Source organism: Pseudomonas sp. BF-R-26 (assembly GCF_019947395.1).
GTDB lineage: Bacteria > Pseudomonadota > Gammaproteobacteria > Pseudomonadales > Pseudomonadaceae > Aquipseudomonas > Aquipseudomonas farris.
In genome coordinates, this window is record NZ_JAGYGK010000011.1 from 1 (window position 1) to 14,086 (window position 14,086).

General features: G+C 58.3%; 13 protein-coding genes. 6 read left to right on the top strand and 7 right to left on the bottom strand.

The annotated features are described in order from the left end of the window. Positions 1 to 228: 228 nt before the first annotated feature. The 3 genes from KGB18_RS17430 to KGB18_RS17440 are packed head-to-tail and all read left to right on the top strand — an operon-like array spanning position 229 to position 3,794. On the top strand, positions 229 to 888 hold the full coding sequence (locus tag KGB18_RS17430; protein WP_123719115.1) for a paraquat-inducible protein A: 660 nt from the start codon (positions 229 to 231) through the stop codon (positions 886 to 888). Then, complete coding sequence (locus KGB18_RS17435; protein WP_007896874.1) at positions 875 to 1,498, top strand: paraquat-inducible protein A; 624 nt, start codon at positions 875 to 877, stop codon at positions 1,496 to 1,498. The genes KGB18_RS17430 and KGB18_RS17435 overlap by 14 nt, the downstream gene beginning before the upstream one ends. Further along, positions 1,491 to 3,794 (top strand): PqiB family protein, encoded by a 2,304-nt coding sequence (locus KGB18_RS17440; protein ID WP_123719114.1) that lies wholly within the window; start codon positions 1,491 to 1,493, stop codon positions 3,792 to 3,794. Before KGB18_RS17435 ends, KGB18_RS17440 begins: the two co-directional genes overlap by 8 nt. Before the next feature lie 116 nt (positions 3,795 to 3,910). Here the strand turns inward: KGB18_RS17440 and mksF are convergent, their stop codons facing one another. Genes mksF through mksB form a run of 3 tightly spaced genes read right to left on the bottom strand, consistent with a single transcriptional unit; the run spans position 3,911 to position 8,716 of the window. Continuing rightward, positions 3,911 to 6,751, bottom strand: a complete 2,841-nt coding sequence (mksF, locus tag KGB18_RS17445; protein ID WP_123719113.1) for an Mks condensin complex protein MksF — start codon at positions 6,749 to 6,751, stop codon at positions 3,911 to 3,913. Beyond that, positions 6,748 to 7,449, bottom strand: a complete 702-nt coding sequence (gene mksE / locus KGB18_RS17450; protein ID WP_123719112.1) for an Mks condensin complex protein MksE — start codon at positions 7,447 to 7,449, stop codon at positions 6,748 to 6,750. The genes mksF and mksE overlap by 4 nt, the downstream gene beginning before the upstream one ends. Further along, entirely contained in the window at positions 7,439 to 8,716 is a 1,278-nt protein-coding gene (gene mksB, locus KGB18_RS17455; protein ID WP_048397728.1) for an Mks condensin complex protein MksB, read from the bottom strand. Before mksB ends, mksE begins: the two co-directional genes overlap by 11 nt. Before the next feature lie 206 nt (positions 8,717 to 8,922). Between mksB and KGB18_RS17460 the strand changes: the two genes are divergently transcribed. Together KGB18_RS17460 and rimI are read left to right on the top strand one after the other, a co-directional pair. Beyond that, on the top strand, positions 8,923 to 9,663 hold the full coding sequence (locus KGB18_RS17460; protein ID WP_201121392.1) for an energy transducer TonB: 741 nt from the start codon (positions 8,923 to 8,925) through the stop codon (positions 9,661 to 9,663). Beyond that, a complete protein-coding gene (gene rimI, locus KGB18_RS17465) occupies positions 9,656 to 10,108 on the top strand; it encodes a ribosomal protein S18-alanine N-acetyltransferase (protein ID WP_007896888.1) in 453 nt (150 codons plus the stop codon). Before KGB18_RS17460 ends, rimI begins: the two co-directional genes overlap by 8 nt. A gap of 117 nt (positions 10,109 to 10,225) precedes the next feature. On the opposite strand, the gene KGB18_RS17470 is transcribed toward rimI, so the two are convergent. After that, positions 10,226 to 10,630 carry a serine kinase/phosphatase gene (locus KGB18_RS17470; protein WP_123719109.1) on the bottom strand — a complete coding sequence of 135 codons (405 nt, stop codon included), beginning with the start codon at positions 10,628 to 10,630 and terminating at the stop codon, positions 10,226 to 10,228. A gap of 175 nt (positions 10,631 to 10,805) precedes the next feature. Between KGB18_RS17470 and can the strand changes: the two genes are divergently transcribed. Continuing rightward, entirely contained in the window at positions 10,806 to 11,450 is a 645-nt protein-coding gene (gene can, locus KGB18_RS17475; RefSeq protein ID WP_052965823.1) for a carbonate dehydratase, read from the top strand. 7 nt (positions 11,451 to 11,457) lie between these two features. On the opposite strand, the gene KGB18_RS17480 is transcribed toward can, so the two are convergent. The 3 genes from KGB18_RS17480 to KGB18_RS17490 form a co-directional block, all read right to left on the bottom strand. After that, positions 11,458 to 11,982 (bottom strand): SET domain-containing protein, encoded by a 525-nt coding sequence (locus KGB18_RS17480; RefSeq protein ID WP_123719108.1) that lies wholly within the window; start codon positions 11,980 to 11,982, stop codon positions 11,458 to 11,460. Positions 11,983 to 12,162: 180 nt separating this feature from the next. Next, a complete protein-coding gene (locus KGB18_RS17485; protein WP_223570285.1) occupies positions 12,163 to 13,335 on the bottom strand; it encodes a hypothetical protein in 1,173 nt (390 codons plus the stop codon). 181 nt (positions 13,336 to 13,516) lie between these two features. Beyond that, complete coding sequence (locus KGB18_RS17490) at positions 13,517 to 13,837, bottom strand: hypothetical protein (protein ID WP_123719106.1); 321 nt, start codon at positions 13,835 to 13,837, stop codon at positions 13,517 to 13,519. Positions 13,838 to 14,086: the final 249 nt, after the last annotated feature.

Genomic DNA, 14,086 nt, shown 5'->3' on the forward strand with positions numbered 1-14,086 from the left:
TCCCGAACTCAGCAGTGAAACGATGCATCGCCGATGGTAGTGTGGGGTTTCCCCATGTGAGAGTAGGTCATCGTCAAGATTAAATTCCGAAACCCCTATCTGCGTATGCAGGTAGGGGTTTTGTTTTGTCCGCAGGAAAAGAGCACTCTGGCGACAATACAAAATTGCACAGTTATTTTCGAGTCAGGACACTAGAATAGGTCCAACTTTTTTGGAGCCAGAGCCTTTATGCCAGATCCGGTTGACGCCCCAGGGCTGTCAGATTTACCGCTGGACGACTTGGTAGCGTGTCATGAGTGCGACTTGCTGATGCGCAAGCCTGAGCTTGCTCATGGTGAGAAAGCCATCTGTGTACGCTGCGGTTATGAGCTGTATGCCCATCGACACAATGTCGTGCAGCGCAGTCTCGCCTTGGTCATTTCCGCGCTGTTGTTGTTCATCCCGGCGAACTTTTTACCCATCATGCAACTCCATCTACTCGGACAGTCGTCGCACGATACTGTCTGGAGTGGCGTTGTCGGTCTGTTCGATACCGGTATGCGAGGTGTAGCGGCAGTGGTATTCCTTTGCAGCATGGGGATTCCGCTGCTCAAGCTGCTTTGCCAGCTGTTCGTGTTGCTGAGTATTCGTTTCGATATCGGACGCAGTTATGGCCTGCTGCTCTACCGCATTTATCACCATCTACGGGACTGGGGGATGCTCGAGGTTTACCTCATGGGCGTACTGGTTGCGATCGTCAAATTGGCCGATATGGCGGCGATCACCGTGGGTCTTGGTCTGGTGTGCTTCATCAGTTTGTTGTTGGTTCAGGTCTGGCTGGAAGTAGTGATGTCACCGCACCAGATCTGGCAGGCTCTATCAGGAGAGGATGCCCATGCGGGCGATTGATGCAGGCATTCTGATTTGTGCCGAATGCCACGAGTTGAACAAGCAGGAAGCCGATACCGACGAGCAGGTTTGCACCCGCTGCGGCGCGCTGGTTCACGCCCGCCGCCCGAACAGTCTGATGCGTACTTGGGCGTTATTAATCACGGGCGCGATTCTCTACATCCCGGCCAATGTGCTACCGATCATGACCGTCAATTCCCTGGGGCAGGGCGATCCGAGCACCATTATGTCCGGTGTGATCCAACTGGTTCAGCACGGCATGATTCCTATCGCTGCCGTGGTTTTTATCGCGAGCATCCTGGTACCCACGTTCAAGCTGGTAGGCATCGCATTGCTGCTGTTTTCGGTGCAGCGCCGTCAGCCGCTCTCGGCACGCCAGCGCATTCTGATGTACCGCTTTATCGAGTTCATCGGCCGCTGGTCGATGCTGGATATCTTTGTAATCGCCATCCTGGTGGCGGTTGTGAATTTTGGACGGCTTGCCAGCATCGAAGCCAATCTTGGCGCCATCGCCTTCGCCAGTGTGGTGATTCTGACGATGCTTGCCGCAGTAACTTTCGATCCCCGACTGATTTGGGATAACACGGAGTCGGACGACGACCATGACTGATTTGCCTAAAGCGAAAACCCGACCGGCCTCGAACTGGTCAGCCATTTGGGTGTTGCCCCTGATCGCCTTGATCATCGGCGGCTGGCTCGGCTGGCGTGCCTACAGCGAGACGGGCATCGAGATTCAGGTGCGCTTCGAAAGCGGTGAAGGCATTCAGGCCAACAAGACCGAAGTCGTCTACAAAGGCATGTCGGTCGGTAAGGTGAAAGCCCTCAAACTCGATGACGAAGGCAGCTCCAAAGGAGTGATCGCTACCATCGAGATGAACAAAGACGTGGAGCAATACCTCAGGACCAGCACACGTTTCTGGCTGGTCAAACCGAGCGTGAGCCTGGCCGGTATCACGGGCCTGGAGACGCTGGTCTCGGGTAACTATGTGGCCGTCAGCCCGGGTGAAGGCGAGCCCACCCGCAAGTTCAAGGCCTTGGCCCAAGAGCCTCCGCTATCGGACGCCCAACCCGGCCTGCACTTGACCATCAAGGCTGATCGCCTCGGCTCGCTGAATCGCGGCAGCCCGGTGTTCTACAAGCAGATCCAGGTCGGTCAGATCAAAAGCTACGTGCTCTCAGCAGACCAGAATACTGTCGAACTCAAAGTCTTCATCGAGCCTACCTACGCCAACTTGGTGCGTAAACACACGCGTTTCTGGAATGCCAGCGGCATCAGTATCGACGCCAACCTTTCCGGTGTGAAAGTGCGTAGCGAGTCCCTCGCCAGCATCGTCGCCGGTGGTATTGCATTTGCCACTCCGGAGAACCGCAAGGACAGCCCGCCCACCGATCCAAGCCTGCCGTTCCGTCTCTATGAGGATTTCGATGCAGCCGCAGCGGGTATTCGGGTCAAGGTCAAACTCAGCGATTTCGAAGGACTGCAGGCCGGTCGCACGCCGGTAATGTACAAAGGCATCCAGGTCGGTAATCTGAAAACGCTCAAGATTGACCCGGACCTGTCCAGTGCTAGCGCCGAGTTGACTCTCGACCCGTTGGCCGAGGATTACCTGGTCACTGGCACCCAGTTCTGGGTGGTCAAACCATCGATTTCTCTCGCCGGTATTACGGGCCTGGAAGCGCTGGTCAAAGGTAACTACATCGCCGTGCGCCCAGGCGACAAGGGCGGTGCACCGCAGCGCGAGTTCGAAGCACGGCCCAAGGCGCCGCCGCTGGATCTGCGTTCACCAGGCCTGCACTTGGTGTTGTTCACCGACAACCTTGGTTCTCTGGAAGTCGGCAGTCCGATTCTCTACAAACAGGTCAAGGTCGGTTCGGTTCAGAGCTATCAATTCTCCCGCACCAAAAAGCAGTTGGTGATCGGGGTGCATATCGAGAAGGAATACGAAGGGCTGGTCAACGCCTCGACCCGTTTCTGGAATGCCAGCGGCATCACGCTCACCGGTGGGTTGACCGGCGGCATCCAGGTCAAAAGTGAGTCGTTGCAAAGCTTGATGGCCGGTGGCATCGCCTTCGAAACCCCGGAAGCCAAAGCGCCGTTGCAGAAGCGTATTCCACGTTTCCGCCTGCATGCCAATCATGATGAGGCAACGCAGAAGGGCACTATGGTCACGATCAAGGTCGATCGCGCTGATGGCCTGCGCAGTGGCACGCCAGTTCGATTCAAAGGCCTGGACGTTGGCAAAATTGAGGACGTCGACCTCAGTGATGACCTGCAATCAATACTGCTGACCGCGCGGATCACAGAAGTGCCGGAGCGTATCGCTCGGGTCGGCAGTCAGTTCTGGGTGGTCAAACCTGAGCTTGGCCTGATGAAAACCTCGAACCTCGAAACTTTGGTCACCGGGCAATACATCGAAGTGCAACCGGCGCCGAAGAACCTCGGCCCGCAGAAGACCTTCGTGGCGTTGACCAATCCTCCGGAAACCGCCAAGGAAGAGGCTGGTTTAAGCCTGGTGTTGAGCGCTGCTCGTCGGGGTTCGCTGAAGACTGGCGTCCCCGTCACCTATCGTGAAATAACGGTAGGCAAGGTGACCGGTTATGAACTGGGCCAGACGGCTGATCGAGTGTTGGTGCACATCCTGATCGAGCCGAAGTACGCACCCCTGGTGCGCAGTGGCACGCGGTTCTGGAATACCAGTGGTTTTGGTTTTGACTACGGTTTGTTCAAAGGCGCGACAATACGCACTGAATCGCTGGAGACGCTGGTTCAGGGCGGTATCGCCTTTGCCACACCGGATGGCGACCGCATGGGTGTCCCGGCGCGGCCTGAGCAAACCTTCCCGTTGTTCGATCAGTTCGAAGATGAGTGGCTGACCTGGGCGCCGAAGATCGCAATCGGCAAGTAGTTTATCGGCGCCTGCAATGCTGCCTTCGCGGGCAAGCCTCGCTCCTACAATGAAGATAAAAAAAGGCCGCGATCCATTTGGATCGCGGCCTTTTTGTTGGCTTGGATTAAGTCAAATCAGACCGCATCCAACTCTGGCTCATCAGCTTGTACAACAACGGTAGACTTCACTTCATCGTGGCGGCGGATGTACTTCCAGTCCGCTTCGTCGATGTAGATGCCGTTCGGGCCGCTGCCGCCTTCCAGGTCGATGGCGACACTGGCGCAAACTTGCGGCTTCACACTCGCCAGAATCGGCACGAAGCCCAGTTGCAGGCTGGTTTCCAGCAGCGCTGCCTGGTTCTTCTCGTCGATGTCCGCCGCCTCGTCGAGGTAGTACGGTAGGCGCACGCGCCCGGCCTGGTCGCGGTCCATCAAGTGCAGCAACAAGTACATGTTGGTCAGCGCCTTGATGGTCATCGTGGTGCCGTTGGACGCCGCACCGTCGATGTCGGTATGGATCACCGGTTGGCCGTTGACCTTGGTGATCTCGAACGCCAGCTCGAACAGATCCTTGAGACCGAGCTGGTTGTGGTTCGCCGCCACCAGCCGCGCCAGGTATTCCTTGGCTTCTTCGTTCTTGTTGTCCTGATCGGCGCTTTGGCTCAGGTCGAAGACGGAAAGGGTTTCGCCTTCTTCGTACTGACCGGCGCTGTGGATGATCTGGTCAATGTGCTTGAGCGCTTCCTTGTTCGGCGCGAGCACAATGCGGAAGCTTTGCAGGTTGGAGACCTGACGCTTGTTGATCTCGCGGTTGAACAGCGCCAGTTGATGCTCGAGGCTGTCATAGTCGCTGCGGATGTTACGCAGGGTCCGGGCGATGTCGGTGACTGCCGCACGGCGCGCCTTGCCGAGGGTCAGGGCTTCGTCGGTGCGGTGTGCATAGGCGTTGATCAGCAGTTGCAGGCGACGCTCCATATCGTCTTCGCTGTCAAACTTGGCCACGCCTTTCAGGCGAACCTGAGCGTAGAGCGCGTCGATTTGCCCGTCGCTGCGCAGCAGGCCTTGCCAGCTGTCCTGATAGTCGTTGAGCAACGGCAGCAGGTTGTCCATGGAATCGTCGATCGGGTCCATGAACGGCGTGCCGAATGGCAGGTCCGCCGGCAACAGCTGACGGCGGCGCAGGGCGTCGTCGAGGGTGCGTTGCTTGGCTTCCATGTCGCCGATCTGCCGGCCGACCAGTTGCAGCTTGGCCGACAGCTGCTGGACGCGCTCGGTGAAGGCATCGCTGGAACGCTTCAATTCGTCCTGAGCGGCTTCCATCTGCGCCAGTTGCTCAAGCTTGTCGCCTTCTTCGGCGCTCAGGGTTTGCGCGCGGCGGAAATCTTCCAGGGCTTTCTGCGCATCCAGCACTTGCTGGTACAGGGCTTCGGTCTGGGTCTTGCTGGCCGCACGGTCGGCTGCCACGGCAGCTTGCGTTTTCAGCTGCTTGAGTTCTTTTTCCAGGCGGTCTTTCTGATCGCGCAGCGCCGCGCGGTCAGCCAGGGCTTGCAGCGCTGGCGGCTCGATGTGCGAGATGTCGATGGACAGGCCCGGCACTTCGAAGCGCTCACCTTTGAAGCCATCCAGGATCAGTTCCATGGATTTGACCCACTGACCCTCCTCGTCCAGCGTAATGCCATGTTCACCCAGCGGGAGGCTGAACAGTGCGCTGTTGAACAGGCGCATCAGGCGCTCGACGTCCTGCTGCGAAAACTCTTCGCGCAAACGGGCGTAGCTGTTGTTGTCGGCGTGATCGAGTTGCTGCTTGACCGACTTCAGGCGTTTTTCCAGTTCCCGCAGACGCTCTTCCAGATCTTCGGCGCTGAACTGTCGCGACTGGGCCAGTGCACCGGCCAGTTCGTCGTGCGCGTCCTTGGCGGCCAGCAGTTGCTGCTCGAGGACTTTGACGTCATCGACCAGCGCGAAGCGATGCTTGAGCACCGACAACTCGCCGAGCCAGCGCTGGATACCGGTGATTTCCCGCTCCAGACGCATCAGCTCCTGAGTGCCACCACGCTGATCGTTTTGCAGCGCGTCCTGCTCGTTGCGGTAGTGCTCGGCCTGAATCGTCAGTTCTTCCTTGCGCGCACTGGCGTAGTCCGACCAGGTGCCGAGCAAGGAATCGAGCAGCGGCGAGATCCGGTGCAGTTTACCGCGCAGGATATTGCGCTGGGCCACGCCAGCGGCCAGTGCTTCAACCAGCGGGCCAGCGGTGACCAGCGAGTTGTAATCCTGCTCCATGCGACGTACATCGCGGAACGCTTCTTCACACGCTGCGATGTAATCGACGCTACCGGAACGCAGGCTGTGTTCGAAAGCATCGAGGAACAACTGCTTGAGTTTGGCCGCGGTGATTTCGCGCATGTGCAGCAAGTTGATAAACAGGGCCCGGAAGGTCTTCAGGCTCTGCTCGCTGGTGGAGCGCAGCGGGATCAACGTCAGGTCCAGCGGAATCGAAGTGTGGCCGCCAACCAGCAAACGACGCAGTTCATCCGGCTTGAGTTCGTAGGCTTTCAGGCCTTCGCGTTCGAGGTTGTTGAACAGCTCTTTCTGCCGCAGGCAGGTGTCGTCTTTCTGGTAATGGGCCAGGTCGAGTTTGCCGGCGTAGGCAAAGAACTGGTGACCGAAACCACCGCCCGGGCCGCGGCCGACCACGCCGATTACGTGCGGGCCGTGGGGCAGGGAGACTTCCACCAGGATGTAACTGGTGTCCGAGGCGAAGTAGAACCGCCGGGATTGCTCCAGGCTGTACTTGCCGAAACTCATGTCCGACATGCGCGCCAGAATCGGGAACTGCAAGGCGTTGATCGAAGCGGATTTACCGAGGTTGTTCGCGCCGTAAACCGACAGCGGCTCTTCCAGCGGGAACAGGCCGAGGCTATAACCGGCGGTGTTCAAAAGGGCAAAGCGGCGAATGCCGTAGCGTTCCTTGCTCATGCGTCGGTCTCCTGTTCTTCGGCAATGGCGCGGGCCATGGCGAGTTCTTCGCTTTCTTCCTCGAAGTCGCTGAGGTCTAGCGGATCATCGGTTTGCAGCAGCTTCTCGTCGCTGTCGTCATCGATCAACACCGGAACGGGCAATGGCAACACGCTGTGCAGGCTGGCCGCCAGATCGCGGTCCTGCTGAACCGACAGGCACACATCGAGGAAGCGGTGCATTGGCGGCAGGAAACGGTAGATGCCGGGCTCTTCGCTGGCGAAACCGAGCTGGGTCATGCGACGCATGATCTTCTCTTCCAGTTCGTCCTGAGTCTGGACCTCGGCCTGGATGAACAGGTCGCGGTACTTTTCCAGAAGCGATGGCAGTTCATCACGGCCGAGACTGCCGCCGTCGAGCACGGAGATCGGGTCGCGGCCCTGGTCGGCCAGATGCTCGACGAGGATGAAGGTGAACAGCGCCAGACGTTGCGCGGTCTTGTTTACTGCCGCAGCAGCCAGGTCTGGCACAAAGTAATAGAAACCACGGGTGTCGCAGACCAGTTCAAAGCCTAGCGCCTTGAACAGCGTGCGGTACTGGTCCTGGAAGTTCGACAGTTGCGCGTACAGCTCCGGATCGCGGCGGCTGACGTGGTAACCCTTGAACAGCTCGCGAAAGATCGGCGCCAGCTGGGACAGTTCGGATAGATCAAGATGCATTTGGAATGCTCGCAGAATTCTCGGCGGCGGTGTCACCGGACGAGAGCAGGGCGAAGGAGCGCAGGCTGACCTGATGCTCGTGAGTGTGGTAATCGCGGCGTTCCAGACGCTCGCGTTTGAAGCGTTTCTCCCGCGACAGGCGCGAGAACCAATAAAGCAATTCGTCAGTAGCGCCGTCCGGCTCCTGCTCGAGCAGCCAGGTCATCAGGTCAGGCATCGGCAGGGCGTCTTCGCAGCGTTCGAGCATCTCCCGAACCGTGCGTGGCGCGCGCGGGGCTTCGCCTTTCTGGGTCTTGTGAGCCTTGGGGAAACGCGCCGGTTTCGGCTCGAAACGGGCCAAGGCGTACACGTAGGCTTCGACCTGACTGGCGCTGCCGAGGAAGGTGCTTTGCGGCCGGGTGAACATCGGCATCGCGGCTTGCGGTACCGCATCGATACCTTTACGACGAATGGCCGACAAGGCCAGCGCCGCGCCACGGGTCACGGCGTTGTGCCGGCGCGCTTCTTCACGCAACGGCAGCAGCAGTTCACGGGCATGACGCAAGGTCAGCTGGGCACTGGTCTGCATTTCGAGAATGCGCGCGTGGGTGCGCAGCAGCATGTCGTCATCGACCAGATGCCCGAGGCGCTGCTGTTCAGTGAGCATCTTCAGCAGGACGTTTTCGACCTTGCGTACGCCTTGTTCGAAGGCGCCGTCGGCGTTCACCAATTGGATCATCGGCTCAACGTATTCATCCCAGGTCGCCAGTACTTCAGCGTAGCGTTGACGCAGCGGGATCTGCCGGTCGCTGGTCTTGGCCCGCTCGGCGACGGCCACCAGGGCCTGTTCGTCGTTGGCAAGCTTCTTCAGAACGTCCCGCACGCGCATGTCGAGCAGACGCAACTGGCGCGCCAGATCGTTGCCGTCGCGAATCTCGAAGGCGTCCTGAATGTAACCGGCCAGGCGCTCGAGATGGCGCAAATAGGCTTCGATTTCCAGACACAGGCCCAAACGGTGCTCGCGGCGCAGGTACGCGAGGAAATCGTGGATCTGCGCATTGAGCTCGAAACGGTTCGGGCTTTTCGCCACGGGAACCAGAATGTCGAGGCGGATCCACACGTCCAGCAGGCTGGTGATGTCCTGCGGTGTACTGTCGAGTTGCTGGGCGGCCAGTTGCGTGCGCAGTTCGTTGAGGCTCAGGGTGCCTTGGTCGAAGTGCTCGCACAGTGGCTCCAGAAGTGCCCAGTGTTCAGCGAGGGCGCGCAAGACGCGCTTGGGTTCGATCATCGGAATGGCCGGCTGGTTGGCGATTAAAAGTCGCGATTGTACTGCATCACGCCCGTTGCGATTCACTCTCGGGACGGACAGTTGGCTTTCTATCGATCAAGCGCGGGCGATCTTGAGCGAAGGGCGGTAGAATCAACGCACTTTAGTTATCCACAAGTGGCCGACCTTTGCTTATCGAGTCTCGTCGCCGCGCTTATTTGACCGCCATGCAGGTGGTCAACTGGCTGCCGCGCACCGAATTGCCCTTTGCTGCGCCCTCGCGCCCCGAACTGCTGGAGATGCCCGAGCCGTTGGTCGTCGCCCCGGTTGCGCCGGCTCCCGTGGCCGAGGCACCGATAGAGCCCGTGGTCAAACCGGCCGAACGGGTAAAAATCGAGGTGCCGCGGCCATCGTTGGCCAGCACCCGTACGAACGCCAAGGTCGAAGAAGAGGAGGCCCCGGTCGCGGTCAAGGCGCCGGTCGTTCCGCCACCGCGTTTCGCCCTTCAATTGCTGCGCGCAGGTCGTTGCCTGTTGCTGGTGGAGTTACCCACAGGCGAAAGCTTCCAGACCCGCGATCCGGCGTATCTGTTGCTCAAGGACATGCTGCGCGCCGCCGGCCTGCCAGATAGCCCGCAGATCGTCGGCGAGCCGGTGCGCTGGCCGCTGCTGGCTCGCGGCACCATGGATCAAGGGCCGGAAGCAGCTCGGGATTTCGTACAAGGCTTTCTCTCGGCCCGTCTGGAAGACGCTCCATGCGTCTGCCTGTGGCTGATCGGCTTGCCGGCGGTGCGTTTTGCCGGTGAGGCCAACGCCGAATCCTTCAACCGTGAACTTCAGGTCGAAGGCCTGGGTTCGGTCTGGGCCCTGCCGGGTCTGGAATTATTAATGGAAGAGCCACAGCGTAAGGCTGATGTCTGGCAAGCCATGCGTCGGCTGATGGCGCGCTGGAAAGAATCGAATGAGTGACGCTGTATCGTTCCGCCCGATGACCGAGGCGGACCTGGACACTGTACTGAAAATTGAATACGCGGCTTACAGCCACCCCTGGACCCGCGGGATTTTTCTCGATGGACTGGGTAAGTACCAGATCTGGCTGATGTTCGAAGGGCAGCAGCAGGTCGGTCATGGCGTGGTGCAGATCATTCTCGACGAGGCGCATTTGCTGAACATTACCGTCAAACCGGAAAATCAGGGCCGAGGCCTGGGTTTGACGCTGCTGGAGCATTTGATGTCGATTGCCTACAAGGCAGAGGCGCGGGAATGTTTTCTGGAAGTGCGCGACAGCAACCGGGCGGCATTTCGGTTGTATGAGCGGTATGGGTTCAACGAAATCGGACGTCGACGGGATTACTACCCGGCGGTTGGCGGGCGCGAAGATGCCGTGGTCATGGCCTGCACCTTGGTTGACTGAGCCCTGTACGAGCTGCCGAAGGCTGCGATCTTTTGATCTTTATAAGCGCACCATCGAAAAATCAAAAGATCGCAGCCTTCGGCAGCTCCTACGTTGGAATCTGGTCAGACCTGTAGATCAACGCTTGCCATCCATCGGATCGCGCCGCGCCATCTCTTCTTCATCCAGCCCATTGCCCCCGCCGATGTCGTCCTCATCGACAATGCTCAGATCCCAATCCGCCTGGTCGCCTTCACCCTCTTCGCGGGCGTCCCGTGCGCCGTCTTCACGGATCAAGGTTTCCGGGCTCATGTCATCGTCGGTGGATTCATGGTCATCGGTCGAGCCCCCGGTCATGCCAGCTTCACGGACGCGTTCCTCGGGCATCTTCTGTGCACGCTCGCGTTCGGGGATCAAGTCGCCGATTCTGGCGCTAGGTTCTTCCTCGTCGAAATCCAGCTCATGCACTGAGCCCATGCGGTCTTCGTTGTCGTCGATGGGCTCGGGTTGCGCCTCATCGAACGGACGTCGTGAATCAGTCATGGCATTCCCTCATACTGTAGGCCTTACTACAGTTGACCCACTGGGCTTGCGAGAATTCCACCGGCAGTGAGCGCCGGGTAGCCATTTAATGCATTAGGGAGTATCTGCATCTCGCGCGTGACCCCGACACACGGTTGTCTGTCAAAGCAGCAAATCATTCTTGAGGCTTCATTGCATGAACGAATTACAAGATCTGATTGATAACAATGAGCGCTGGGCCGACGCGATCACCCAGGAAGATCCTGATTTCTTCGCCAAGCTGGCCCGTCAACAAACCCCGGAATACCTGTGGATCGGTTGCTCCGATGCCCGCGTGCCAGCTAATGAAATCGTCGGCATGCTGCCGGGCGATCTGTTTGTGCACCGCAACGTGGCCAACGTTGTACTGCACACCGACCTCAACTGCCTGTCGGTGATTCAGTACGCGGTCGACGTACTCAAGGTCAAACACATCCTGGTCACCGGCCACTATGGTTGCGGCGGTGTACGCGCCTCGATGCAGGACCGTCAGCTGGGCCTGATCGACGGCTGGCTGCGCTCGATTCGCGATCTCTATTATGAAAAGCGCGACGAACTGGCCAAGTTGTCCACCGAAGAAGAAAGGGTCGACCGCCTCTGCGAGCTCAACGTGATCCAGCAGGTGGCCAACGTCGGTCATACCAGCATTGTGCAAAACGCCTGGCACCGTGGGCAGAGCCTGTCGATCCATGGTTGCATCTATGGCATCAAGGATGGACGCTGGAAAAGCCTCAACGCCACGATCAGCGGTTTCGAACAGTTGCCGCCGCAGTACCGTTTGCGTCCGGTCGAGGCGTTGTAAAAGCTTTTCAGTCGAGACTTCGTCGACGCCGGTGTTGAAAGAACTGTTCTCCATTGGCATTCGGCGACTCGTCGTAGCCGATGATCCAGCCACGGCAGCAAGAACAACCGCAGCGGCAGGCGAACTGTCGCTGCAGCTTGTCTTCTGTCGCGGCGAAATCCATCGTCAGCCGGTCATCCTTTTTGATGTCTTTGAGCGCCCATAACCACAGCTCGCTCATGTCGAGAAAGACGTTGGGGTCGCAGGAGTGGCTCAGCAAGCCGCAGAAGCGCGGATCGTAGACGTGGATGCCTGGCGCCAGCTGCCGGGTGTGTCGGCAGCGATAGGGCAACAGATGCCCGGAAACCCTGCAGATTCGGCTGATTCGGGGGAACTCGCGCAGCGCCGTGACAGCTATTGCCGATCCCTCAGCGTTGTAGATGATTTCAAAGTCGTCTTTGGAGGGGAATCCAAGGCGCAGGGGCAACTCTACAAATGGATAGATGCCATCGGATGAGGGTGGGGTTATTCCTTGTTCGGCATGGGCTCTCATAACAATCCTTGTCAGCTGGGTGCTACGAACTCTGTCTGCTGACATCCTGTCAGCTCTGCAGCACATGGGTACGCCCCAAGCCTCTCGCAAATGAAACATTTGATCTACTGTCAGATATGACAGGCGAACAAGGCTCTTTCCCGCGTCAGCCATGGCTCACGCGGGAAAGACTTTCATCGTTTACAAGTGTGGGGCAGGAGCAGAGGTCGCAAGAGGCGGGCTCTTCAGCTGTTTCAGCTGAGATTTGACCGTCGTTGTTGCGCATTTGGCCACGGCCTGTTCGGGCTTCAGGTTGCGGATCGAGGTGTAGAACAGTTCGCAGGTTTTTTCTTTCTGGGTCACTTGCCAGGTCTGAGTACAGCTTTTCAGCTGAACGGTAGGGTCAGTGCCCGGTTTGCTGCCCATACCGGCCTGCCAGCACGCGGCGCTCAGATCCTGCCCCATGACTTTCAGCCCCGCGGCATCAGCCTTGGCCTGGGCATCGCTGCCGCTATAGGCCTCGGGATCGGCGGCGTACCAGATGTAGCTCGGATGGTTGGAACCCAGTACTGGCACCTTCACACCCTCGCTCGGGCTGATGGTTGCCAGGCCCAGCACGTCCACGGTCGGCCCGTACTGTTGCTTGATCCAGTTACGCACCGGTGCGCCGAAGGCAACCATTGGCAATGCAGCGCCACTGGCGTTCTGGCTGACTTCCTTGACCATGGTGGTCTGGTAATCCTTGAAGTAGTCATAGACGCCTTCGAGGTCCTTGCCTGCGCTGGACGGCGCGGCAATCGGTGCGATGTCGATGATGGTCTGATAGCCCGGTGTCTGGTCGTCAGGGATGCCATTGGCGGTCAACAGCGTGGCCCAACGATCGGTGGTCTTGGACTCCAGATAGTCCTGGGCCTGGGTCAGCGAATAATCCGGCGGGAAATGCAGCAGTTCGACGCTTTTGCGGTTTTCCAGCGCCATGCCCAGCGGCAGGAACAGGTACCAACTGTAGGTCCATTTACCATCGGCACTCAGCTTGCTGGCGCCGTTGTAAGCCAAATCCCCTGCCTTGAGCAATGCGGTCAATGGCTTGTCGTAGCCTTTGGGCACACCGCTGATATTGGCGTAGAGCTGCTTATTATCGGTTTTGACCACCACTTTTGCGGTTTTGTAGCCATCGCGTTGTACGCTCTGGGTCAGGTAGTGCTCGACTGTCTGTTCCAGCGTCCAGTTGCGATAGCAGATGACGTTGCAGTTGTTGGGGTAGGCGAACAGCCGGGTAACACGTTCGGTACTGCCCAGATTCAGATCGACATCGGCGTGAGCGGCGGCACTCAGGGTGAGGGCTGCGAGGGTGAGTCCTGTGAGTTTTAACATGCTCAGATCCTTTTCAGCGTGGTCCCGATGATGGGATGCATGCCATATTGGATCAGCGGCGTTACATATAAAAGCGGGTTCTCATGGTTTTTTTACAGGGCGGCCCCGGCCTATTTGCAGGCCTGCCGGAGCGAGAGTCCGGCCCCCAAGTAAATGTCCGGAGCCGGGTTAATATTAAGTATTACAACAAATGCAATGCCAAATGGCTGCCAGCGCGCAGGTATTCTATTTGCGCAACAACAGCATCCTTGACGATGGCTTCGCCTGTATCGGTCAACTTGGCTTTCTTGGCATCGATGATGGACGATTGCATTAATTGCATGACCACATCCATTGCTTTTTGGAACGCTGTCAGATTGTTGTGCGGGCCGAACTCGCGAACGACGGCGTCCATGCGGCGATCTGCATCATCACGCAACTTCCTATATTCAACGACTGAAACTCTACCGTCCTGGTAAATCTCATTGATCATTTCTTCCAGCGTTTTTGATACTAAAGACATCTGACTTGTTCATCCTTGGAGTGGTGTCGTTTTTAACTTTAAAAATCAAGTTGTGAGATGCCGAAGTTTAACCCGCTGATTTATATATTTGAGATAGGAACCGGCTGGATTTAATGTCAGGCGCAATCGAGCCTGTATGTAGGAGAAGTCTTGGTCGTTGCCGATTAGCTTGATGGCGAGGCCCGTTCGGTTGGTGCCACAGTCAACCAATCGGTCCATTGCGGTGATGCTGTTTGGGACGATGGCCTA